Origin of the sequence: Janthinobacterium kochi (assembly GCF_051380715.1) — a bacterium.
Taxonomy (GTDB): Bacteria; Pseudomonadota; Gammaproteobacteria; order Burkholderiales; family Burkholderiaceae_D; genus Janthinobacterium.
Map to the genome: position 1 here is coordinate 239,654 of NZ_JBNYXO010000004.1, position 20,705 is coordinate 260,358.

15 protein-coding genes are annotated in these 20,705 nt (G+C 61.7%); 3 read left to right on the forward strand and 12 right to left on the reverse strand.

The annotated features are described in order from the left end of the window. Window positions 1-81 precede the first annotated feature (81 nt). Both fusA and ACQ4WL_RS11465 read left to right on the forward strand, forming a co-directional pair. Window positions 82-2,187, forward strand: coding sequence for an elongation factor G (gene fusA, locus ACQ4WL_RS11460; RefSeq protein WP_436509848.1), 2,106 nt, complete (start codon window positions 82-84; stop codon window positions 2,185-2,187). A gap of 72 nt (window positions 2,188-2,259) precedes the next feature. Beyond that, window positions 2,260-2,790: an SRPBCC family protein gene (locus ACQ4WL_RS11465; RefSeq protein WP_436509849.1), complete on the forward strand. Its 531-nt coding sequence runs from the start codon at window positions 2,260-2,262 to the stop codon at window positions 2,788-2,790. Between the two features lie 211 nt (window positions 2,791-3,001). On the opposite strand, the gene ACQ4WL_RS11470 is transcribed toward ACQ4WL_RS11465, so the two are convergent. From ACQ4WL_RS11470 to ACQ4WL_RS11505, 8 genes are all read right to left on the reverse strand, one after another. Continuing rightward, window positions 3,002-3,346: a hypothetical protein gene (locus tag ACQ4WL_RS11470; protein ID WP_436509850.1), complete on the reverse strand. Its 345-nt coding sequence runs from the start codon at window positions 3,344-3,346 to the stop codon at window positions 3,002-3,004. A gap of 73 nt (window positions 3,347-3,419) precedes the next feature. Further along, the gene (locus ACQ4WL_RS11475) at window positions 3,420-3,830 is read right to left on the reverse strand and encodes a hypothetical protein (protein ID WP_436509851.1); all 411 of its coding nucleotides are present in this window, start codon (window positions 3,828-3,830) and stop codon (window positions 3,420-3,422) included. 32 nt (window positions 3,831-3,862) lie between these two features. After that, entirely contained in the window at window positions 3,863-4,969 is a 1,107-nt protein-coding gene (locus ACQ4WL_RS11480) for an Acg family FMN-binding oxidoreductase (protein WP_436509852.1), read from the reverse strand. A 319-nt stretch (window positions 4,970-5,288) separates the two neighbouring features. Continuing rightward, window positions 5,289-6,488: an alpha/beta hydrolase-fold protein gene (locus tag ACQ4WL_RS11485; protein ID WP_436509853.1), complete on the reverse strand. Its 1,200-nt coding sequence runs from the start codon at window positions 6,486-6,488 to the stop codon at window positions 5,289-5,291. A gap of 156 nt (window positions 6,489-6,644) precedes the next feature. Further along, the gene (locus tag ACQ4WL_RS11490) at window positions 6,645-6,908 is read right to left on the reverse strand and encodes a hypothetical protein (protein ID WP_436509854.1); all 264 of its coding nucleotides are present in this window, start codon (window positions 6,906-6,908) and stop codon (window positions 6,645-6,647) included. A gap of 86 nt (window positions 6,909-6,994) precedes the next feature. Next, window positions 6,995-7,177, reverse strand: coding sequence for a hypothetical protein (locus ACQ4WL_RS11495; protein ID WP_436509855.1), 183 nt, complete (start codon window positions 7,175-7,177; stop codon window positions 6,995-6,997). A gap of 193 nt (window positions 7,178-7,370) precedes the next feature. Continuing rightward, window positions 7,371-7,880 carry a hypothetical protein gene (locus ACQ4WL_RS11500; protein ID WP_436509856.1) on the reverse strand — a complete coding sequence of 170 codons (510 nt, stop codon included), beginning with the start codon at window positions 7,878-7,880 and terminating at the stop codon, window positions 7,371-7,373. After that, the gene (locus ACQ4WL_RS11505) at window positions 7,877-8,782 is read right to left on the reverse strand and encodes an alpha/beta hydrolase (protein ID WP_436509857.1); all 906 of its coding nucleotides are present in this window, start codon (window positions 8,780-8,782) and stop codon (window positions 7,877-7,879) included. The genes ACQ4WL_RS11500 and ACQ4WL_RS11505 overlap by 4 nt, the downstream gene beginning before the upstream one ends. A 139-nt stretch (window positions 8,783-8,921) precedes the next feature. Here ACQ4WL_RS11505 and ACQ4WL_RS11510 point away from each other — a divergent pair, with 139 nt between their 5' ends. Beyond that, window positions 8,922-12,122 (forward strand): PAS domain-containing protein, encoded by a 3,201-nt coding sequence (locus tag ACQ4WL_RS11510; protein WP_436509858.1) that lies wholly within the window; start codon window positions 8,922-8,924, stop codon window positions 12,120-12,122. Here the strand turns inward: ACQ4WL_RS11510 and ACQ4WL_RS11515 are convergent. Genes ACQ4WL_RS11515 through ACQ4WL_RS11530 form a run of 4 tightly spaced genes read right to left on the reverse strand, consistent with a single transcriptional unit; the run spans window position 12,119 to window position 20,546 of the window. After that, window positions 12,119-15,001 (reverse strand): hybrid sensor histidine kinase/response regulator, encoded by a 2,883-nt coding sequence (locus tag ACQ4WL_RS11515; protein WP_436509859.1) that lies wholly within the window; start codon window positions 14,999-15,001, stop codon window positions 12,119-12,121. The genes ACQ4WL_RS11510 and ACQ4WL_RS11515 overlap by 4 nt on opposite strands. A gap of 7 nt (window positions 15,002-15,008) precedes the next feature. Then, a complete protein-coding gene (locus ACQ4WL_RS11520; protein ID WP_436509860.1) occupies window positions 15,009-16,199 on the reverse strand; it encodes a hybrid sensor histidine kinase/response regulator in 1,191 nt (396 codons plus the stop codon). Further along, on the reverse strand, window positions 16,189-17,070 hold the full coding sequence (locus tag ACQ4WL_RS11525) for a CheR family methyltransferase (protein WP_436509861.1): 882 nt from the start codon (window positions 17,068-17,070) through the stop codon (window positions 16,189-16,191). Before ACQ4WL_RS11525 ends, ACQ4WL_RS11520 begins: the two co-directional genes overlap by 11 nt. Continuing rightward, on the reverse strand, window positions 17,070-20,546 hold the full coding sequence (locus ACQ4WL_RS11530; RefSeq protein ID WP_436509862.1) for a response regulator: 3,477 nt from the start codon (window positions 20,544-20,546) through the stop codon (window positions 17,070-17,072). Before ACQ4WL_RS11530 ends, ACQ4WL_RS11525 begins: the two co-directional genes overlap by 1 nt. Between the last annotated feature and the right edge of the window lie 159 nt (window positions 20,547-20,705).

Consider the following 20,705-nt stretch of genomic DNA (forward strand, 5'->3'; position numbering starts at 1 on the left):
AAACGGCCAGCTGCCGTGCCACCCAAATCGATGTCTGCTACACTGGAAAACCGGGTGCCGGGGCTAGCCAAGGAGATTGTGATGACCCGCAAAACACCTATCGAGCGCTACCGCAATATCGGCATCAGCGCCCATATCGACGCCGGCAAGACCACCACTACCGAGCGCATCCTGTTTTATACGGGGGTCAATCACAAGATCGGCGAAGTGCACAATGGCGCCGCCACCATGGACTGGATGGAGCAGGAGCAGGAACGGGGCATCACCATCACCTCGGCTGCTACCACCGCCTTCTGGAAAGGCATGGCCGGCAACTTCCCCGAACACCGCATCAACATCATCGATACGCCCGGCCACGTGGACTTCACGATCGAGGTGGAGCGCTCGATGCGCGTGCTCGACGGTGCCGTGATGGTCTACGATGCCGTCGGCGGCGTGCAGCCGCAATCGGAAACCGTCTGGCGGCAAGCCAACAAATACCACGTGCCGCGCATCGCCTTCATCAACAAGATGGACCGGGTGGGCGCGGATTTCTTGCGCGTGCGTAAGCAGATCGCCGCCCGCCTGAAAGGCGTGGCCGTGCCCATCCAGCTGCCCATCGGCGCCGAAGAGCATTTTACGGGCGTCATCGACTTGCTGAAAATGCGCGCCATCACCTGGGACGACGCCAGCCAGGGCGTGCAGTTCAGCTATGGCGAGATTCCCGCCGAACTGCGGGAACAGGCGCAGGAGTGGCACGAGCACATGGTCGAGCACGCGGCCGAAGCCAGCCTCGACATGACGGAACGCTATCTGAATGGCGACACGTTCACGGAAGCGGAGCTCAAGCAGGCCTTGCGCGCGCGCACCATCCGCAATGAAATCGTGCCCATGCTGTGCGGCAGCGCGTTCAAGAACAAGGGCGTGCAGGCGATGCTGGACGCCGTCATCGAATACCTGCCGTCGCCCATGGAAGTGCCGCCCATCATGGGTCACGACGAGCATGACAACGAGGTAGAGCGCCACCCGACGGACGAGGAGCACTTTGCCGCGCTGGCCTTCAAGATCATGACGGACCCGTTCGTGGGGCAGTTGACGTTCTTCCGCGTGTATTCGGGCGTGGTGAACTCCGGCGACATGGTGTACAACCCCACCAAGAGCGCGCGCGAGCGCCTGGGACGCATCTTGCAGATGCATGCGAACGAGCGCAAGGAAATCAAGGAAGTGTATGCGGGCGACATCGCCGCCGCCGTGGGCTTGAAAGCCGTGACCACGGGCGACACCCTGTGCGCCATCGACCACATCATCGTGCTGGAAAAGATGGTTTTCCCGGAACCCGTGATTTCGCAGGCGGTCGAACCGAAGACCAAGCCCGACCAGGAAAAGATGGGCATCGCCCTGAACCGCCTGGCGCAGGAAGATCCGTCCTTCAAGGTGCATACGGACGAGGAATCGGGCCAGACCATCATGTCGGGCATGGGCGAGTTGCACCTGGAAATTTTAGTCGACCGCATGCGCCGTGAATTTGGCGTGGAAGCGAACGTGGGCAAGCCGCAAGTGGCGTATCGCGAAACCATCACGCGCACGGTGGAAGATATCGAGGGCAAGTTCGTCAAGCAGTCGGGCGGACGGGGTCAGTATGGCCACGTGGTGCTCAAGCTCGAACCCCTGCCGCCGGGCACGGGCTACCAGTTCGTCGACGCCGTCAAGGGCGGCGTGGTACCGCGCGAATTCATTCCCGCCGTCGACAAGGGCATCGTCGAAACGTTAAAGGCCGGCGTGCTGGCTGGCTACCCTGTGGTGGACGTGAAGGCTACGCTCACCTTCGGCTCCTACCACGACGTCGATTCGAATGAAAACGCGTTTCGCATGGCCGGTTCCATCGCCTTCAAGGATGGCATGCGCAAAGCCCACCCTGTGTTGCTCGAACCGATGATGCAGGTGGAGGCGGAAACGCCGGAAGAATTCATGGGCAACGTCATGGGCGATTTGACGGCGCGCCGGGGCATGGTGCAGGGTGTTGACGACATCCCCGGCGGCGCGGGGCGCATCGTCAAGGCCCTGGTGCCGCTGGCCGAAATGTTCGGCTATTCCACCACTTTGCGTTCGCTGACCCAGGGCAGGGCCACCTATACGATGGAGTTCAAGCACTATGCGGCCGTGCCCAAGCATATACTCGACCTGGTGGCGGCGGGAAAGGCGAAGTAGGCTCAATGGACCAAATTGGTGGCTGCCGCCAGTTGCCGCTGCAATTTGACCTCATCAACACAGGGAGACAGCATGACGACGGAAAAACAGAAGCAGGAAGGACAGCACCGCGACAGCAGCGACTTTGTCATCACGCAAACCTTCGACGCGCCGCGCGAACTGGTGTTCCAGTCGTGGGTGGAGCCGGAACGGCTGGCCCAATGGTGGGGGCCTGTCGGCTTCGAATTGAGCGTGCTGGCGCTGGACTTGCAGCCGGGCGGCGTTTTCCACTACGGCATGCGTGCCGACAATGGCTACGAGATGTGGGGCAAGTTTACCTACCAGTCCATTGACGCGCCGGAAAGGATCGTCTCGATCCTGTCGTTTGCCGACAAGCAGGGCAATGCCGTGCAGCACCCCGTCAGCGCCACTTGGCCGCTGGAATCGTTCAATACCATGACCCTCACGGAGGAAAACGGCAAGACGACGATGACCTTGCGCTCCACGCCGCACAAGGCCACCGATGAGCAGCATCGGACTTTCCTGGAAGGGCATGAGTCGATGAAGCAGGGGTTTAAGGCGACTTTCGCCCAGCTGGCACAGTACCTGGCGCGTGTTCAGTAGAGTTGTGTTGATCGCTGGCTATTAAGAACGGCGGGCCAGAGCCGCGAGCCTGGGTTTGAGGCGCGGGCGTGTTCTTGCTGTCGTTGCCGGTTCGCGTTTGAGGGACGTCTGCTCGCGCCCCTGAGCGGAAGTTCAGACGTTAGAAAAGCGGACCTTCAAAGTTTGAGCTCAGGCCGCGTCCAGTCAGTGTCGTCGCGCCTGCAGCCAAGGATTAGGTAGCGGCGTGAACCGACCCCCATACGGTGTAGACGATACCTGCAACGTAGAGCCCACCAAAGACCACCTTGTTATGGCGGGCCAGCCAGAGCGGCAAATAGATGTCGAAGTTGTCCTGGCGCTCGGATGCGTAGCGGCCAGCCACGGCGGTTAAGGGACACTTCATCCGGTTGAGCAGGAGGACGGCAACCTCAAGGAAGACGAACCCGATCAGCCCCCACGCCACCTTCACGTTTCCGCCCGAGGTATAGACCGGGATTGCGACGATGGAGCCCGCAAATACCGCCCACACCAAGGTGTGTATCGCCTTGATGGCACGCAGCTTCGATTCAGGTTCCATGTGATCTTGAGCTAAGCCTTAACACGTCACCTAACAGCTACCGAAGGGAGCGAGGTTGAGCGCCAGATTGGGCTTACCCATGGGGAGCCGATGTGGCGCGCGCGAGAACGAGCGGCATTACTGCAAATAGTGCCAGCATTGCCAGATAGAAAATGCCGGATATTGGATCGCGGCTGGCGACATACTCGCCAAACGTCAGATCCTGAAGTGCGACGGCAAACAAGACTTCGGCGGCGACCAGCAGACTCAGCGCAAGAAATCCAGCCACCAAGCGAGCCAAGGCATTGGCGGGCAGACTGAAACGCCTGATGATGAGTCGAGCCGACACCACTATCGCTACAAACATGAACGGCATTTCGATGAGTTCCGCGACACGTTCGCCAAGGCGCGGCACCAGAAATGGCACACGGATCATTCCCAGCGCAAAGCCCGCACCGAACACCAGTGCGAAGCAGGTGATGCCGGCCTTGATTGTATTGTCCATCAATCAATCATCGGTAGCTGGGCGGTGCGAATTCAAACCAGTACCGCCTGTACCGGTCGTCGCAGTGACGACGGTAGTTTGGGGCCTCGGCCGAACCTGACGACAAGATCGGGCCTGCGCTTTCCGATACCCAGAAAATCGGCAAACTGCGGCCGCAGCGTCGATACCTCCACGGGTTGATTAAGCATCGCATTGCGAATACCCAACGCAGCCGACTGCAGCGCGAAACGTTCGTAGCAACGTCCCACTTCAACCCACTGGGCAGGAACTGCGGTGTCCGAGACGAATATCGCGATGCCGGCCGAACTTCGCACGTATTTCGCGTACTTGTCGTTTTCGTTCTTCGGGCTAAAGAACAAGCTGAAAAGCAGGCTGCCCAGCCATGTTGGCGCAGACGGGTTACCGGATGATGCGGCATATAGCCCATCTCCGGCTCGAACCGCCTCGTCGCCGTTGAAGCGTATCCATTTCTTCAATTCATCGACGAAGGCGGGATCGTTCATCTGGACTGTGTTGCCTTGAACGACATACTCAAGGACCGTCTCCATGGCTTTGCGTTCGGTCAGGACAATCACCTGAACGCCATTGCCGGTACCTGCCTGCTCCAGCAGCTCAAGTTCATACCGGTCGAGGGGGTGCCCGTCATACTCGCCGCGTGTGCTCTGGCGCTCGGGGATCGCCTGAAACAGCGATGATGCGACGGGTTTTGTCGGCTCAAAAGCCACACGCAGTGCATTGCCCGCTGCGGCGTCGAAGCCAGAGTGTCCCATCAGCCCATTGGCCAAAGCTGCCTGATACAGGTTCTCGGCGGCGCACCCGAGGGAGACGAAAAGGTGGTGATCATCCGGGTCGACCGCGGGGCACCGGCGCGACAGGTCGGGCAGTATCGAAATGGCGCCATCGTCAAGGCGGAATTTCCAGCACTGAGTGTTATGGCTTGACGGCGCCAAAGTCGCGTAGCGCACAAGTTCATGTTGAAGAGCGGCCTTGTCGCCGACGGCAACCTTGCCGTGACGCCAAGTGCGAGCCGTCACACTTTCGTAACTGTCTGCACTGGATCCCGACGAGCAGGACGACAAGCCTGCCATTGCGCCGGCGGCGGCCAGCGCGGTACCAACGAATTTTCTTCGAGAAGTCATGGCCCAACTTCCTTGTCAGAAAGCCCAGCAGTGCTTAAAGGGCCCTTGGGGTCCGTGTAACAGATGATATTGATGAGGCGAGGAAAGCTGTTCTTTGTCCATGACTGTCAGTCACTTGGAATTATTTCTGTCATTATAACGCTCCAATATGCCGAACACTTTTAAATTGTTTCCTGGGCCGGGCGACGGTTACCCGAGAAATGGGGCCACGAACGGCCGCTTTCCGGCGATGGCCCGAAGGTCCGCTTGTGGCCGAAGTCGGCCACGTTACTCTGCCAACCCCAGATCAACGTTGTTGGGGGCATGCCGCCTCAAACGATTATTTCCCGCTCAGCAGCGCGCCGAGCTTGTCCCGAGTTTCCTTCATGTCACCCAGGCTCAGCCCTTTCCTGAAGCTTTCAACGGCTTTTGGCTTGTCGCCCATGGCGGAATATAGATCGCCCAGGCAGTCATAGGTATTGGGATCATTCGGATAGTATTGCTCCAGCTGCTGGAAAAAGTAGGCGGCTCGCTCATATTGTTTGCGATTCAAGAAAGCATATCCGTTCTTGACCAGCTCAGCACTGTTCGGTTGGATGCGATAGCCCATCTTTTTCGCCAGCGCCTGATAATGCGCGGTGTGGCGCTGTACCACGTCAAAGCCAGGATTGTCTACCTGGCTTCTATAGAATTTCAAGCGGTAGTTGTCGAAAATGAATCGCAACGCATCATACTCCGCCTGTAGCGTCAGGGAACTGTGTGAATCGTCCGGATAATACTGTTGCCCCAGGCGCAAAGCCGTGCCTTTGTGTTTGGCAAAATCATCGATCAGTTCGAGATTGGCCCGAATCAGCTCGGTGTCGCTGCTTTTATCCTTGCGCACCTGCTGGAGACTGGGTTTGGTTTCCAGATGATTGGCCATGGCAATGAACAGGATCTTGCCTTCGTAGGACGGTTGGCCCAGCACGTTTTTTGCCTCTTTAACAACATGATGTTTGTTCCACCAGAGCGCGCCTTCCAGCGAGATATAGCTGTTAAACAGCTGCGGACGATGCACCAGAGTATGCACCACAGTCAAACCGCCCACGGAGTGCCCGACAAATGTGCGATACGGTGCACTACGGAACTTCGCGTCAATATGGGGGATCAGCTCTTTCTCTATATAGTCGAGAAATTTCTCCCCCTTGCCTTCGGAGTCCGGAAATTCCATATCCTTGCCGAAGGTAAGCTCCGCCAGCCTGTCGTCCTGCAGGATGCCAACGACAATCATCTTGGGCATCAGGTTTTCGCCGCTCAAGTGTTCGATCACCGCTACCAGTGCTTGAAATTGATCCTTCCCATCCAGCACATAAATCACCGGATAACGTTCGGCGCCATCGGCCTTGTAGCCTTCGGGTAGATGAACCCATATCGTGCGCTCGGCCTTCAGGATGGCGGAGGGAATCGTTTGGGTAAAACCGATCGTCAAAGGACGAGGTTCTTGGGTGTTGCCGGCGCAGGAAAAGAACAGTAGTGCAATGGACAGCAGTATTTTCTTCATCGGGTTCCACGGGATTGGATAGAAGGGACGTTCGCGCGGCAACCAATTGAAGCAAATAAACATGAAGCGCAAAGATTTACTAAGTTTGCCTTATTTGCACTAGTCTTGCAATGTGTCTTGCGCTCGCCAATGTCGGCTTGTGGCCGAAGTTGGCCGTCATTCCTCACATTCGTCGAGCAAAAGCAAGCGCTGCACTTCTTCGTCACTAGGCTGCCAGTCAGCGCCACGTTCCTCGTAAATCTTTACTAGGCCCAGTAGAGTCAATGGGTCGTCAGCGACAAAAATACAAGTGTCATCGTCCGCTTGATATTGTTGTTCAGCCGACTTGTCTCGAGTCACCGCATAGCCAAGTTTTTGCAAGATTCCCAACGCAGGAGCGAGCGTGTTTCCAGCGGCTGCAATTCGAATTTTATGTTGCATTTCAATGATTCCATCATCAGTACAGATGCATTCCGTGCCAAGGGCCGTTCGCTCTTGGCCGATTTCGCCCGTTCAACAGCACGCGCTCAAACATCAGGAATTTCTCTGATTGCACGCTTAATATCACGCTCGGCATCATCAAGTTCGCTAAGCGCTTTGCGAATTTGGGACTCAGCATCTGGATTTGCATCGTTACGCGCTCTCATCAATGCAGTCGCCGCATCATCAATTGCACAGAGAGCCTTCTTGAGTTCCGTCTTCGCTGACATTGGTTTCCTTCCTGGATTGAATTCCCATTTTTCAAACCTCAACAACTGTCACGTTGACTGGTTGACTCCGCAGGCGATAGCCCTCCGTAATCACCTATTGCTGACTTGCGCTGCCAGTACGTTAAACACTGTTGTCCCTGAAACTCAACGTAGTGTTCTATCTGTACAGAGAGGCTTGTCTTGCGGGGAGCTGTCATGTCTCATCGCGCTCGGCATCGCGCTCGCGGCAGCTCAGGGACGCATAGTGCGCCTTGGGCACCTTGTTCTTGATCGCCACTTCGCGCAGTGCATCTGCAAAATCAACATGGTCGGTCAGGGTGCAGCGGTTGGCGCGGGCGAACTGTCGCAGATTCTTGAGGCTGCCATGGACTTTCAGCGTGATCCCGACGCCGGGGCTGACGCAGCAGCCTATGTATTTGTCGATGTATTCTTCTTCGATCAGCACCAGTTCGTGGCCCATGAAGGGCACGGGCTTGTCCAGCAGGTAGTAGTCGGTGTAGTCGGCGCGCTGGCGGGGCGTTTTGCTGACCAGGCCGGCGTGCTGGTAGGCGCGGATGGCTTGGCCGGACGTGCCCGTGCGTTCGGTCGTGCCCTTTTTGAGCTGCATGGCATGCAGCAAGCCGCTTTCGAGTGAAAGGGTATCGGCGGCGAACGCCATGGCCGAGCAGGCGGCAAGCAGGGTGAAGGCGATGGTGCGTTTCATTTCGCCTCCATTGCCAGCATCTGTTTGATCACCGGCAAAATCATCCGCCACGCATTCGACGTCGCCGCGATCTCGTCGTAATGGCTGGCGCCGGGCAAGATCAGCACTTCCGCATGGTCGCCGGCCTTGAGGGCCCTGGCCGCATAGTCGTGCGCGACTCTGGGCGGGGAGATGGTGTCGAGCTCGCCCGTGGCCAGCACGGTGCGGCTGCCGTTGGGCATCAGGTCGGCCGCGTTGGTGTCGCTATAGATGTCGGGGCGCTCAGTGCTGGCGCTGCCTGCCAGTTGCGCGATATCACGTTCGCAGCTGGTCTTGATCAAGTCCTTTTCATGGCGCAGGTCGGCCAGGCCGCCCAGGCTGACAATGTTTTTCACTGGCAGGAACTTGTCGCGGTACAGGGGGCTGGTCTTGGGCAGCTTTTCCCTGCCCGCGATCCATTGCACCAGCTGGCCGCCGGCCGAATGGCCCATGGCCACGATGCGGCTGGTGTCGAGCTGGTATTGGGGCGCGTGCTGTTGCAGGCTGCCGAGCGCCGCGTGCATGTCTTCATACGTGCCGGGATAACCACCACCCGGCTCGTCGACCCTGCGGTACTCGACATTCCATACGGCGATGCCTTGCGCCACCAGGGCGCCGGCCACGTTGCGCATCTGCCCGATGCCGCCGAAGGCTACCGTCCAGCAGCCACCATGCACGAGCACGACGACGGGGAACGGTCCGCTGCCTTCGGGGCGGAACAACTGCGCGTATTGCGACGGCGCGGGGCCGTACGCGATCTGCGCCGTGGGGGCGGGGCCATTCAGGGCCAGGTAGTCGTCCAGGTTCATGGGGGCGGCGACGGCGCCGTGGACGGAGGCGAGCAGGGCAGTGGCGATCAGGGAGGATGGCAAGGATGTCGGCATGCTGGGTTTCGCTTGAGAAGGGAGCAACACTGTAGCATAGGGCCGCGCAGTCGCAGAGATCAAGCGGCGCGCTGTTTTCCCCTAGAAGAGGGGTGCCCCATGGTATATTTCGGGCATCAGTTTTCCCCTTATCGACACGGTGCACGCAAACAACATTCTTTCCTTGCTGGACGCCGAGCATAGTGCGCTGGGCAGTATCGCGGCAGGCGCCGACTTGGCCCATGCATTGGAGCATTTGTTGCTGGCGCTGCAAGACCTGGCCGAGGGCGGCGCGCATGCCTGCCTGGTGCTGATCGACGAGGCCGACCGTTTTTGCGGCTTGTCCGGGCCCAGCCTGCCGCAAGACCTGTGTCTGGCCTTGCGGCATGGCGGCGAACAGCCTTCCCCGTTCGGCACGGCCGCCTTTTCCGGCGCGCCCGTGTATTGCGGCGACATCACGCGCGACGTACACTGGAGCGCGGGACGCAAGGAAGCCATGCTGCACGGCTACCGCGCCTGCTGGGTCGCCCCCGTCTTCGGCGCCAAGGGGCATATCCTGGGCGTACAGGGCCTGTTTTTCCAGTCGCCATGCCATCCCACGCAACCCGAAATCGAACTGCTGGCGCTGGCAGCGCGCGTGGCCGCGCACGTCATCGAGCGGGGCCAGCTGGAAAAAGCCCTGCACGACAGCCGCGAACACTTTCATTACGCCATCGAACTGAACACGCAAGTGCTGTGGACGGCCGACATCGACGGCAAGCTCGACTATGTGGCCCAGCGCTGGCGCGAATGGACGGGCTGCAGCGGCCTGGGCAGCAATTGGCTGGAAGCCATCCACCCCGATGACGTGCCCCATTCCCTGGCGGCGTGGAGCGAAGCGCTGGGCAGCGGCCAGCCTTTCGATGCGGAAATGCGCGTGCGCCGCCAGGACGGCCGCTACCGCTGGGTGCACTCGCGCGCGTATTGCCGGCTCGACGAGCGGGGCCGACCCGTGAAATGGTATGGCTCGTGCGAAGACATCGACGAGCACTGGCAGGCGCGCAATGCCTTGCTCGACAGCGAAGCGCAGTTCCGTTCGCTCGCCTCGACCATGCCCAACCAGGCCTGGCTGGCGCATGGCAGCGGCGCCACCTACTGGGTCAACGAACAGGTGTGTGAATACACGGGGCAATCGCTGAAGTCGCTGGTCACCAGCGGCTTTCGCCACTGCGTGCATCCGGACGACGTGCAGGCCACGCAGAATAGCTGGGAGCGGGCCGTCGCCACGGCCAGCGCCTACGAGCACGAGTTCCGCATGCGCCGCGCCAGCGACGGCGCCTACCGCTGGTTCCTGGCGCGCGCCTTGCCCCTGTTCGACGAGGCGGGCACGGTGCTGCGCTGGGTGGGCACGAATACTGACGTGCAGGAACAGAAGAACGTGCTGGAAAAGATGGCCTACCTGAATTCCTCGCTGGAAGTGGAAATGGCCAACCGCACGGCCGACCGCGACCGCATGTGGCGCCTGTCGACCGACATCATGCTGGTGGCGGACCTGGCCGGCATGATCATCGCCGTCAATCCCGCCTGGAGCAAGATCCTGGAGCGGCCGGAAATCGAATCGCTGGGCATGGATTTCATCAGCCTCGTGCATCCGGACGACCGCATGGCGGCCTTGCAGGATTTGTCGCGCCTGGCCCATGGCGCGCCCACCTTGCGCATGGAAAACCGCTACCGGCGCCGCGATGGCGGCTACCGCTGGATTTCCTGGACGGCCGTACCGGCGCAAAAGCTGATCCACGCCATCGGCCGCGACGTCACCGATGAAAAAGAGGCGCGGCTGGCGCTGGTGCGCAGCGAGCAAGCGTTATTGCAGGCGCAAAAGCTGGAATCGATCGGCAAGCTGACGGGCGGCGTGGCCCACGATTTCAATAATGTGCTGCAAATCATTTCCGGCAACTTGCAGTTGCTGAAACTGACGGTGGCCGATAATCCGCAGGCGGCCAGACGCCTCGATTCTGCTGCCTCGGCCGTCGAGCGGGGCGCCAAGCTGTCGTCGCAACTGCTGGCCTTTGCGCGGCGTCAACCGTTGAAGCCGCTGGTGACGGACCTGGGCCGCTTGCTGCGCCGCATGCATGAGCTGATCCGCCGCGCCCTGGGCGAAGCTATTTCCGAGGAAACCTTCATCAGCGACGGCTTGTGGCATACCCTGGTCGACCCGAACCAGATGGAAAACGTGCTGCTGAACATGGCCATCAATGCGCGCGACGCGATGGAAGGGGGCGGTCGCCTGACGTTCAGCTTGAGCAATGTCACGCTCGATGCCGCCTACGCCAGCCTGCATGCCGACGTGCTGGAGGGGCAATACGTGCTGCTGACCATCAGCGACACGGGCCATGGCATGGAGCGCGACGTGATTGACCAGATTTTCGAACCGTTCTTCACCACCAAGCGCGAAGGCGAGGGCACGGGCCTGGGCCTGTCCATGGCCTACGGCTTCATCCGCCAGAGCGCGGGCCACATCAAGGTGCACAGCGCGCCCGGTGCCGGCACGACGTTTAAAATTTACCTGCCCCGTTCGCTGGAAAAGCTGGCCGAACCGCCAGCGGGCCTGACGGGCCCCGTGCTGGGCGGCGGCGAGACCATCCTCGTGGTGGAAGACGACGCTCCTGTGCAACATACGGTGGTCGACATGCTGCGCGGCCTGGGCTACGACGTGCTGCATGCGGACGACGGCGCCTCGGCGCTGGCCCTGCTGGGCACGGGCGTGGCCATCGACCTGCTGTTTACGGACGTGGTCATGCCGGGTCCCGTCAGCAGCAAGGAGCTGGCGCAGCAAGCCCGGCTGCTGCTGCCGGAACTGGCCGTGCTGTTTACCTCGGGCTACACGCACAATGCCATCATGCAGGGCGGGCGGTTGGACCCGGGCGTGGAACTGTTGAGCAAGCCTTACCAGCGCGAAGACCTGGCGCGGCGCATCCGCCACCTGCTGGCCGACCGCCGCCTGGTGGGCGCACCCGATCCGTCCGGGCGGCGCATCCTGCTGGTGGAAGACAATGACGATGCGCGCGAAATGACGACGGAAATGCTGAATATGCTGGGGCATACCGTGCATGGCGTGGCCAGCGCCGAGGCAGCCTTGCCCCTGCTGGCCATGCCGGGCCTGGACGTGCTGGTGACGGACATCAGCCTGCCCACCATGTCCGGCCTGGAACTGGCGCGCCATGCGCGCGCACACTGGCCGCAGCTGGACGTGGTGTTTGCTTCCGGGCACGACTGGGGCGCCAGCCTGATGCAGGACGCCAGCGCGCGCTTCCTGCGCAAACCGTTTGGCCTGGAAGAGCTGGCCGGCGCACTGAAGGCGCGCCGGCTCGACGTCTACTAAACTGGCGGCAGCAAGGCGTGCTGCAATTGCTCGATGGTAAATGGTTTCACGAGGAAGCGCGCGGCCGGGTCCAGCACGCCGGAATTGGCGGGTGCATGGCCCGTGGAAAACACCACTTCCAGCTGCGGCTGCTCGCGGGCCGCCTGCTCGGCCAGCTCGACGCCCGACATCTGCGGCAGGCTGATATCGGTCAGCAACAGTTCCAGTCCCGGCGTGCCCAGCAGGGGCAAGGCTTCCTCGGCCGTGCCCACGGCCAGCACCGTGTGTCCCAGCATGGCCAGCAGTTCGCTCGTCATGGCGCGCGCGTCGGTGTTGTCTTCCACCAGAAGGATATGGCGTCCTGCCGGCAGCGCCGGCGCAGGTTGCGGCGCCAGCTGCGCGCGGTACTGGTGCAGCGCCGTCACGTGGCGGCCATTCGCCAGCAAGTGGCGGATGCGCCGCGCCAGGTCTTCGCGCCGGTACGGCTTGCTCAACAACTCCACGCCCGGTTCCAGGCGGCCGCCCTGCATGATGGCGTCCTGCGTATAGCCCGAGGTAAACAATACGGCCAGCTGCGGCAGCAGCAGCCTGGCCTGGCGCGCCAGTTCCGTGCTGGCGACCTTGCCCGGCATCACCACATCCGTAAACAGCAGGTCGATGGGGACGCCGCTGCCGACGATGGCCAGCGCGCTTTCGCCATCGCTGGCGCGCAGCACGCCATAGCCGAGGCCACGCAGCATGTCCACCACCGTCGTCTGCACCTGCACGTCATCTTCCACAACGAGAATGGTTTCCTTGCCACCGAGCACGGGGCCATTCAACTGCAGCGGCAGTTCCGTTTCCGCTTCGAGCGAGCGTGGCAGGTAGATGCGGAAGGTGCTGCCATGGCCGGGCAGGCTGTCCACCGTCAGGTGGCCGCCGCTCTGGCGCAGGAAGCCGTACGCCATGGACAGGCCCAGGCCAGTGCCTTCGCCTTCCTTCTTCGTCGTGAAGAACGGTTCGAAAATCTTGTCCAGCAATTCGGCAGGAATGCCCGTGCCTGTATCGGAGACGGCCAGTTGCACGTAGTCGCCGGGCGCCACGTCCGCCTGGCGCGCCGCATAGTCGCTGCCCAGCACGCTGTTGCTCAGTTTAATGGTCAGCTGGCCCTGGCCATCCATGGCGTCGCGCGCGTTGATGGCCAGGTTGAGGATGACGTTTTCCAGCTGGTGCGGGTCGACCAGGGCGCGCCAGCAGTCGTCGGCCAGCAGCAAACGTGTCTCGATGCTTTCACCCGTGGCGCGCCGCAGCAGCTCTTCCGTTGAGCGCAACAGATGCGCCAGGTCCGTTACCAGCGGTTTCAATGGCTGACGCCGCGCAAAGGCCAGCAGCTGGGCCGACAGCTTGGCGCCCCGTTCCACGGCGGCCGAGGCGCTGGCGATGCGCTTGGCGGCCAGCGGGTCGTCGTCCAGGGTCAGCTGCAGTAGCTGCAGATTGCCGGAGATAATTTGCAGCACATTGTTGAAATCATGGGCCACGCCGCCCGTCAGCTTGCCCAGCGCTTCCAGTTTTTGCGATTGCAGCAGGGCCATCTCGCTGTGGCGCAGCGATTCCTGCATGCCGCGCAAGGTGCTTTCCGCTTCCTTTTCCAGCGTGACATGGCGCCCGGTGGCAAAAATCAGGTCGCCTTCGATTGCTGCCACCCAGGACAGCCAGCGGTGGCCACCCTCGCGGTGCCGGTAGCGGTTTTCAAAGCTGGGCATGGCTTCCTTGCCGACTTGCAGCAAGGCCTGGCGCGTGGCGGCGGCATCCTCGGGCAGCACGAAGTCGAACAGGCTGCGGCCCAGCAATTCCTCGGGCAGCCAGCCCAGAATGGCGGCCGAGGCCGGGTTGACGGCGGCAAAGCAGCCTTCGGCATCGATGGCCACCATCAAGTCTTGCGCGCTGCGCCACAGCCGTTCGCGCTCGCTGTTGCGCGCGGCCAGCTCCGCTTCCAGTTTCTTTTCCACGGTGATGTCGCGCGCGCTGCAATACACCTTCTCGCCCTCGGGCACGGCCACCCACGACAGCCAGTGCCAGCCGCCCAGCTTGTGGCGGTAGCGGTTTTCGAAGCGCAGCGCCGGCTGGCCTTGCTGAGCCGCATCCCAGGCCGCATGCGTGCGCGGCAAGTCGTCCGGGTGAACCAGTTCCATGAAGCGCGTCGTGCGGATTTCCTCCACCGACCAGCCCAGGGTGGCGTGCCAGGCGGGGTTCGAGTGTTCGAAGTAACCGTCGAGGTTGAGCACGCCCAGCAAATCGGGGCTGACGTTCCAGGTACGGCCAAATTCGCGCGTGCGCTCGGCCACCTGCATTTCCATGCTGGCACTGAGCGCGCGCAAGCGCGATTCCGCCTGTGCCCGCAGTATGGTCGACCAGACCCGTTCCGACACTTGCACGGCCAGTTCGATCTCGTCGGCATGCCACAGGCGCGCCGCGCGGCTGTGCACGACGAACAGGGCCGCCAGCCGGCCCTCCTTGGCAATGGGAATGTTCAGGAAGGCGCGGATGCCCAGGCGCGCAAACGTGGCCAGCGCGGCCGGCGTGGCCGTGCGCGGGTCGCTGGCCACATCGCTGACAGCCAGCACCTGGCCTGCGGCCAGCGCATCGGCCAGGCGGGCAGCATAGTCGCCGAGGAAATATTCGCCGGCGGCGCCGGGCGCCAGGCCATCGCTCCACGCATGCTGCAGGGTGGGGCATTGCAAGGTCTGGTCGATATCGAAACAGGCCACTTGCTGGGCGCCCAGGCGCTGGCCCAGCAGCTGCGCCGACAGCGAGAGAATCTCGCCCGTGTCTTGCAGCAGCCGCAGCCGGCGTTCCAGTTGCAGCAGAAAGGCCACGCCGCTGGTGCCGGCCTGGCTGCGTGGGGCAGGGGGGCTGCTCATGCGGGCCTCAGCTGCCGGCCAGCGGCAGGGTGACGCTGAACAGGGCGCCATTGCCGGGCTGGCTTTGCAGGGTGATGGCGCCGCCATGCGCGTCGACCAGCTGCTTGGTGATGAACAGGCCCAGGCCCAGGCCGCCCGTGCGGTCCTGGTGCATGACGCGCTCGAAGGCGTCGAAGATGCGTTCCTGGTCGCGTGCATTGATGCCGATACCATGGTCGCGCACTTCGATGACGGCGCTGTTTTGCGTGTGCGCCAGGCTGATTTCCACGGGCTGGCCCTGGCCGTAGCGCACGGCATTGCTGATCAGGTTGACAACGATCTGCTCGACGCGGAAGGCATCCCAGAAACCCTGGATGGGTTCGAAGGCCAGCACTTCCAGCACGCTGCCCGTGGCGGCTGCATACGGTCCCAGGTCGTCGGCCACCCTGCGCACCAGGCTGGTCAGGTCGACGGCTTCGCGGCGGATCGACAGCTTGCCGCTGGTGATGCGCGAGACATCGAGCATGTCGTCGATCAGGCGCACCATGCTGCGGATTTGCCGCCCGTCGCGCGCCACCATCTTGTTCAGCTTATCCGGTTCGAAGGCGGCCAGGTTGCCCCGCTCCAGGTTGACGGTGCGCATCTGCGTTTCCAGGAACAGCGTGTTCAGGGGCGTGCGCAGTTCGTGCGCCACCATGGACATGAATTCGTCGCGCAGGCGCAGCGAACGCTGCAGCTCAGCTTGCGTGGCACGTAATTCTTTCAATAGCGCTTCCTGCTGCTGGCGGCTGTGCTCGAGCGCCTGCACCTGGCGCCGCGTTTCGCTGCGCTGCTGGTGCAGGGCGACGAAGACGTTGACCTTGCTTTGCACGGCATTGATGTCGAGCGGCTTATGCAGGAAATCGACGGCGCCGCTTTCATAGCCCTGGAAGGCGAAATTCATTTCCTTGCCGGCCGCCGTAACGAAGACGATGGGGATGTGGCGCGTCTTTTCCGTGCCGCGCATCAATTGCGCCAGCTCAAAACCATCCATTTCCGGCATTTGCACATCGAGGATGGCCAGCGCGAAATCGTGTTCCAGCAACAGGGCCAGCGCTTCTTCGCCCGACGACGCCTGGTAGACGCTGCGGTCGCTCTCGCGGATCAGCGCATTGAGCGCGCGCAAGTTCTCCGGCAAGTCGTCGACGATCAGCAATTTGGTGCTTGTTTCATTCATCATGTTTTATTCCTGGCATGTGCCGTCCAGCGTAGTGGGAAGCGGCGTGCGACGGTGCACGCTTGCGGTAGAGCTTTTCGGGACCGGGCAATGGCTCGAAGTCGGCGGCAAAGCGCGTGAAATGCGTACTTTCCTTGCTGCCCAGGCCCAGGAAACCCCGGTGGCACAGCGAGTCGTGGAACAGGCCCAGGGCCCGCTCCTGCAAGGTTTTATTGAAGTAAATCAGCACGTTACGGCACAAAATCAATTGCGTTTCAATGAAAACGCTGTCCGTGGACAGGCTGTGGTCGGCAAAGTTGATCCTGTCGAGCAGGCGCTGCTGGAAATGCGCGGTGGCATGTTCGACCGTGTAGTACTCGGCCAGCTGGCCCAGGCCGCCTGCGGCCAGGTAGTTGTCGCCGTAGTCGGCCATGCGGTGCAGCGGATATACGCCGCGCGCGGCCGTGGCCAGCGCTTGCGGGTTGATGTCGGTGGCGTAAATCGTGCTGCGCTCGAGCAAGCCTTCCTCGTGCAGCACGATGGCCATCGACAGCGCCTCTTCGCCCGTGCAGCAGCCGGCGACCCAGATCGTCGGCGACGGATAGGTTTTCAGCACGGGCACTACCTGTTCGCGCAAGGCGCGGAAAAACGCCGGGTCGCGGAACATTTGCGTGACGGGCACGGTCAAAATCTGCAGCAGCTTGCCAAAGGCGGCCGCGTCGTCCAACACCAGCTGCTGCAAGGCGGGCAAGTCGGCGCAGTGGAAGCGTTCGAGCGCCTGATGCAGGCGGCGACGCTGCGAGGGCAGGGAATAGTCGCGAAAATCATAGCTGTAGCGCTGACAGATCGCGTCCATCAGCGCATGCAGCTGCGCGTCCGTGGTGCGCTGGGACATCACATGCGTTCCATCTTCGGCATCCACACACGCAGCAGCGAATACAGACGGTCCAGGTCGATCGGCTTGGCCAAGTAGTCTGACGCGCCCGCTTGCAGGCATTCTTCCTGGTCATTTTTCATGGCCTTGGCGGTAATGGCGATGATGGGCAGCTTGTTGTAGCGGCCATCGGCGCGGATCAAACGCGTCGCTTCCAGGCCATCCATGCCCGGCATCATCACATCCATCAACACCAGGTCGATATCCTCAACGCTGTTGAGCTTGCTGATGGCTTCGAAGCCATTGCGGCCGATTTCCACCATCACGCCTTTTTGTTCCAGCGCATTCGTCAGGGCAAAGATATTGCGCACGTCGTCGTCCACCAGCAAAATCTTGCGCCCTTCGAAGACGCGTTCGCGGCTGCGCACCTGCTGCAGCATGCCCTGGCGCTCGCTCGACAGTTCCGATTCCACCTTGTGCAGGAACAAGGTCACTTCGTCGAGCAGGCGCTCTGGCGAACGGGCGCCCTTGATGATGATCGAGCGCGAATACTTCATCAGATCCGCTTCTTCCTCGCGGCTCAGGTTGCGGCCCGTGTAGACGATGACGGGCGGGAACGAGCACAGTTCTTCATGTTCCATGCGTTCGAGCAATTCGTTGCCCTGGATATCGGGCAGCTTCAAGTCGATGATCATGCAATCGAAAATCTGCGTTTTCAGCAATTCCAGCGCCTGTTCGCCCAGCGCCACGGCCGTGATTTCCACGTCGTCGTCGCTGATCAGGTGGACCACGCTTTCGCGCTGGCGTGCGTCGTCTTCGACCAGCAAGATGCGCTTCATTTTTTGCGTGAATTTTGACTCGAGCTTGCGGAACACGTCCTTCAGCTGCTCGCGCGTGCGCGGCTTGGTGGCGTAGCCGATGGCGCCCAGCTGCATGGCTTCCTGCATCTGGTCGTTGCCGGACACGATGTGCACGGGAATGTGGCGCGTCAGCGGGTTTTCCTTGAGCTGCTGCAAGACCAGCAAGCCCGGGCGGTCCGGCAAGCCCATGTCGAGCAGGATGGCGTCGGGCAGGAATTCTTCCGCCAGGCGCAAGCCTTCGTCGGCGCCGTGCGCCACCAGGCAGCGGTATTGCATTTCATGCGCGAGGTCGAACAGGATGCCGGCAAATGAGGGCTCATCCTCGATCACCAGCACGGAACGCTGGCCGGTCTTGCCGGCCGGCACGCTGTTCCTGTCATCCTGGAAGGTGGGCAGCGGCACGGGCTTGGCGGCGGGCGCCGTCTTGGGCGCGGCGGAGGCGGCGGGCGCTCGTGGCGCTGCAGCCGGTGCCGTTGTGACTTCCACCGCGCGTGCCGGCATGACAGCCGGCAGCACCAATGTAAACGTGCTGCCCTGGCCGGGCGTGCTGGCCAGGTCGATGCTGCCGCCCAGCAAGGCGGCCAGGTCGCGCGAAATCGACAGGCCCAGGCCCGTGCCGCCATAGCGGCGGCTGGTGGTGCCGTCGGCTTGGTGGAAGGCGTCGAACACCTTCTGTTGCTGGTCGCCGGCGATGCCGATGCCGGTATCCTGCACCCGGAAGCGCACCTGGCCGGCCGCATCCGTGCTCACGTGCAGCGACACCGTGCCCGCATCGGTAAACTTGATGGCGTTCGACAGCAGGTTTTTCAGGATTTGCTCGAGGCGCTGGCGGTCGCTGACGAAGGACGGCGGGGTGTCCGGCGCCACCTTGACGTCAAAGACGAGTTTTTTTTGCTGCGCCTGGGCACCAAACAGCATCTTCATGCTGCTGAGCAGTTCGTCGAAGGGCACGGCGTCCGGCGTCAATTCCAGCTTGCCCGCCTCGACCTTGGAAATGTCGAGGATATCGTTAATGAGGGTCAATAAATCGTTGCCGGCCGAGTAAATGGTTTGCGCAAACGTCACCTGTTCCTGCGTCAGGTTGCCGCTGCTGTTATCCGACAGCAGCTTGGACAGGATGAGCGAGCTGTTCAACGGCGTGCGCAGCTCATGCGACATGTTCGCCAGGAATTCGGACTTGTAGCGGCTGGCCCGCTGCAGTTCTTCGGCGCGCGCTTCCAGCTGGGAGTGCGCCTCGCCGATGGCCATGTTTTTCTGGTCCAGCGACAGCGCTTGCACGGCCAGCTGCTCGTTCGACTGCTCCAGCGCCGCCTTTTGCTCTTCCAGATGGGCTTGCGACTGTTCCAGCACGCGCGACTGCTCGCCCAGCTCTTCATTGGCCGTGCGCAATTCTTCCTGCTGCACTTCCAGCTCTTCATTCAATTGCTGGGTTTCTTCCAGCACGTTTTGCAGGCGCTGGCGGTACAAGGCCGCTTCCAGCGAAGTGCCGATATTCGCCGCAATCAAGTTCAACCATTCCTTGGCGCGGGCGCTGACGGGATGCGTAAAGCCCAGTTCGATGACACCGTTGACGACGCCTTCATTGTTGACGGGCGTCAAGACCAGTTCCAGCGGCGCGCCGCGGCCCAGGCTCGACGTTACGGTCAGATAATTGTCGGGCACTTGCTGTACATGCTTGAGGCGCTTTTCGCGCGCCGTTTCGCCCACCAGGCCTTCGCCCAGCTTGAAGACCTGTTTTTCTTTCACGCCCTGTTCGTTGAAGCCGTACACGGCCGTGCGGCGCAGGCTGCCATCCTCGTCGACGACGTACAGGGTGGCCACGGCCACGTCGAGGCGGTGGGCGAGGAAGTCCAGCACGTGCCGGCCCAGCTGCGGCAGGCCCAGCTGGCCGCTGGTGTGGGCCGCCAGCTCCGTTTGCCCCGTGCGCAGCCAGGCTTGCTCCTGCAGCACCTCGTTATCCTTGCCGCGCTGCTCGAGCGCATCGTTGTAGATATCGGACAGGCGCAGCAGTTCGCGCCGGCCCAGGTAGGCCAGCAATCCGGACATGCCCAGGCTGAGGATGAGGAACACCACCACGGCCAGTATGGTACGGCCCTCGGCCGTGTCGGCCCGTTCCTGGCGCAGCCGTTGTTCCATGGACAGGAAGGCGAGGAATTCGCGGCGGATTTCGTCAAATTCCAGCTTGCCTTCACCCTGGCGCACGCGCGCGAGGAATTCCTGGTTGCTGCGGCGCTGCGCGATCACGCCTTCCGCATACTCCATCCACTGGCCTTGCAGCGCGCGGATGCGGCGCAGGCGGTCCGTCTGAATGGTACTGTCGGACACGAGGTCCAGCAGGGTAGTCATTTCCACGGCGATCTTGGCCTTGCCCGATTTATACGGCGCCAAAAACGTTTCGTCGCCCGTCAGCAAGTAGCCGCGCATGCCCGTTTCCAGGTCGACAGACAGCTTCATGACTTCGTTTGCATTGCCGATTACCCGTTCTGAATGCTCGACCGAGCGCAGGGCCGAGAGCAAGTAGGCGATCAGGCCGACAAACACGAGGGCTGTAGCGACCCCGATGACCAGCGGCAAGGTCACGTTGCGGGCGAGGATGCGGCGAAAGCTGAAGGAATCGATCGGGGTCTTGGTATTCATCATGTCCGTGGTAGGCTGTCGCGAAAAAACAATTTTAATTGAAATGCAAGTTTTCTGGTGCTCAAGCAAAGCGTGCGCTAGCATAACAGCCTTGCGCTCAATTGCCGACTCGCGAGTCCGTGCAAAGCGAGGCAATGCACAGATCAAAGTAGCCGAAAA

What these genes read in the sequence shown, in the direction of transcription:
- fusA (WP_436509848.1), top strand. Translation starts at nt 82, where the DNA reads ATGACCCGCAAAACACCTATCGAGCGCTACCGCAATATCGGCATCAGC.
- ACQ4WL_RS11465 (WP_436509849.1), top strand. Translation starts at nt 2,260, where the DNA reads ATGACGACGGAAAAACAGAAGCAGGAAGGACAGCACCGCGACAGCAGC.
- ACQ4WL_RS11470 (WP_436509850.1), bottom strand. Translation starts at nt 3,346, where the DNA reads ATGGAACCTGAATCGAAGCTGCGTGCCATCAAGGCGATACACACCTTG.
- ACQ4WL_RS11475 (WP_436509851.1), bottom strand. Translation starts at nt 3,830, where the DNA reads ATGGACAATACAATCAAGGCCGGCATCACCTGCTTCGCACTGGTGTTC.
- ACQ4WL_RS11480 (WP_436509852.1), bottom strand. Translation starts at nt 4,969, where the DNA reads ATGACTTCTCGAAGAAAATTCGTTGGTACCGCGCTGGCCGCCGCCGGC.
- ACQ4WL_RS11485 (WP_436509853.1), bottom strand. Translation starts at nt 6,488, where the DNA reads ATGAAGAAAATACTGCTGTCCATTGCACTACTGTTCTTTTCCTGCGCC.
- ACQ4WL_RS11490 (WP_436509854.1), bottom strand. Translation starts at nt 6,908, where the DNA reads ATGCAACATAAAATTCGAATTGCAGCCGCTGGAAACACGCTCGCTCCT.
- ACQ4WL_RS11495 (WP_436509855.1), bottom strand. Translation starts at nt 7,177, where the DNA reads ATGTCAGCGAAGACGGAACTCAAGAAGGCTCTCTGTGCAATTGATGAT.
- ACQ4WL_RS11500 (WP_436509856.1), bottom strand. Translation starts at nt 7,880, where the DNA reads ATGAAACGCACCATCGCCTTCACCCTGCTTGCCGCCTGCTCGGCCATG.
- ACQ4WL_RS11505 (WP_436509857.1), bottom strand. Translation starts at nt 8,782, where the DNA reads ATGCCGACATCCTTGCCATCCTCCCTGATCGCCACTGCCCTGCTCGCC.
- ACQ4WL_RS11515 (WP_436509859.1), bottom strand. Translation starts at nt 15,001, where the DNA reads ATGAGCAGCCCCCCTGCCCCACGCAGCCAGGCCGGCACCAGCGGCGTG.
- ACQ4WL_RS11520 (WP_436509860.1), bottom strand. Translation starts at nt 16,199, where the DNA reads ATGATGAATGAAACAAGCACCAAATTGCTGATCGTCGACGACTTGCCG.
- ACQ4WL_RS11525 (WP_436509861.1), bottom strand. Translation starts at nt 17,070, where the DNA reads ATGTCCCAGCGCACCACGGACGCGCAGCTGCATGCGCTGATGGACGCG.
- ACQ4WL_RS11530 (WP_436509862.1), bottom strand. Translation starts at nt 20,546, where the DNA reads ATGAATACCAAGACCCCGATCGATTCCTTCAGCTTTCGCCGCATCCTC.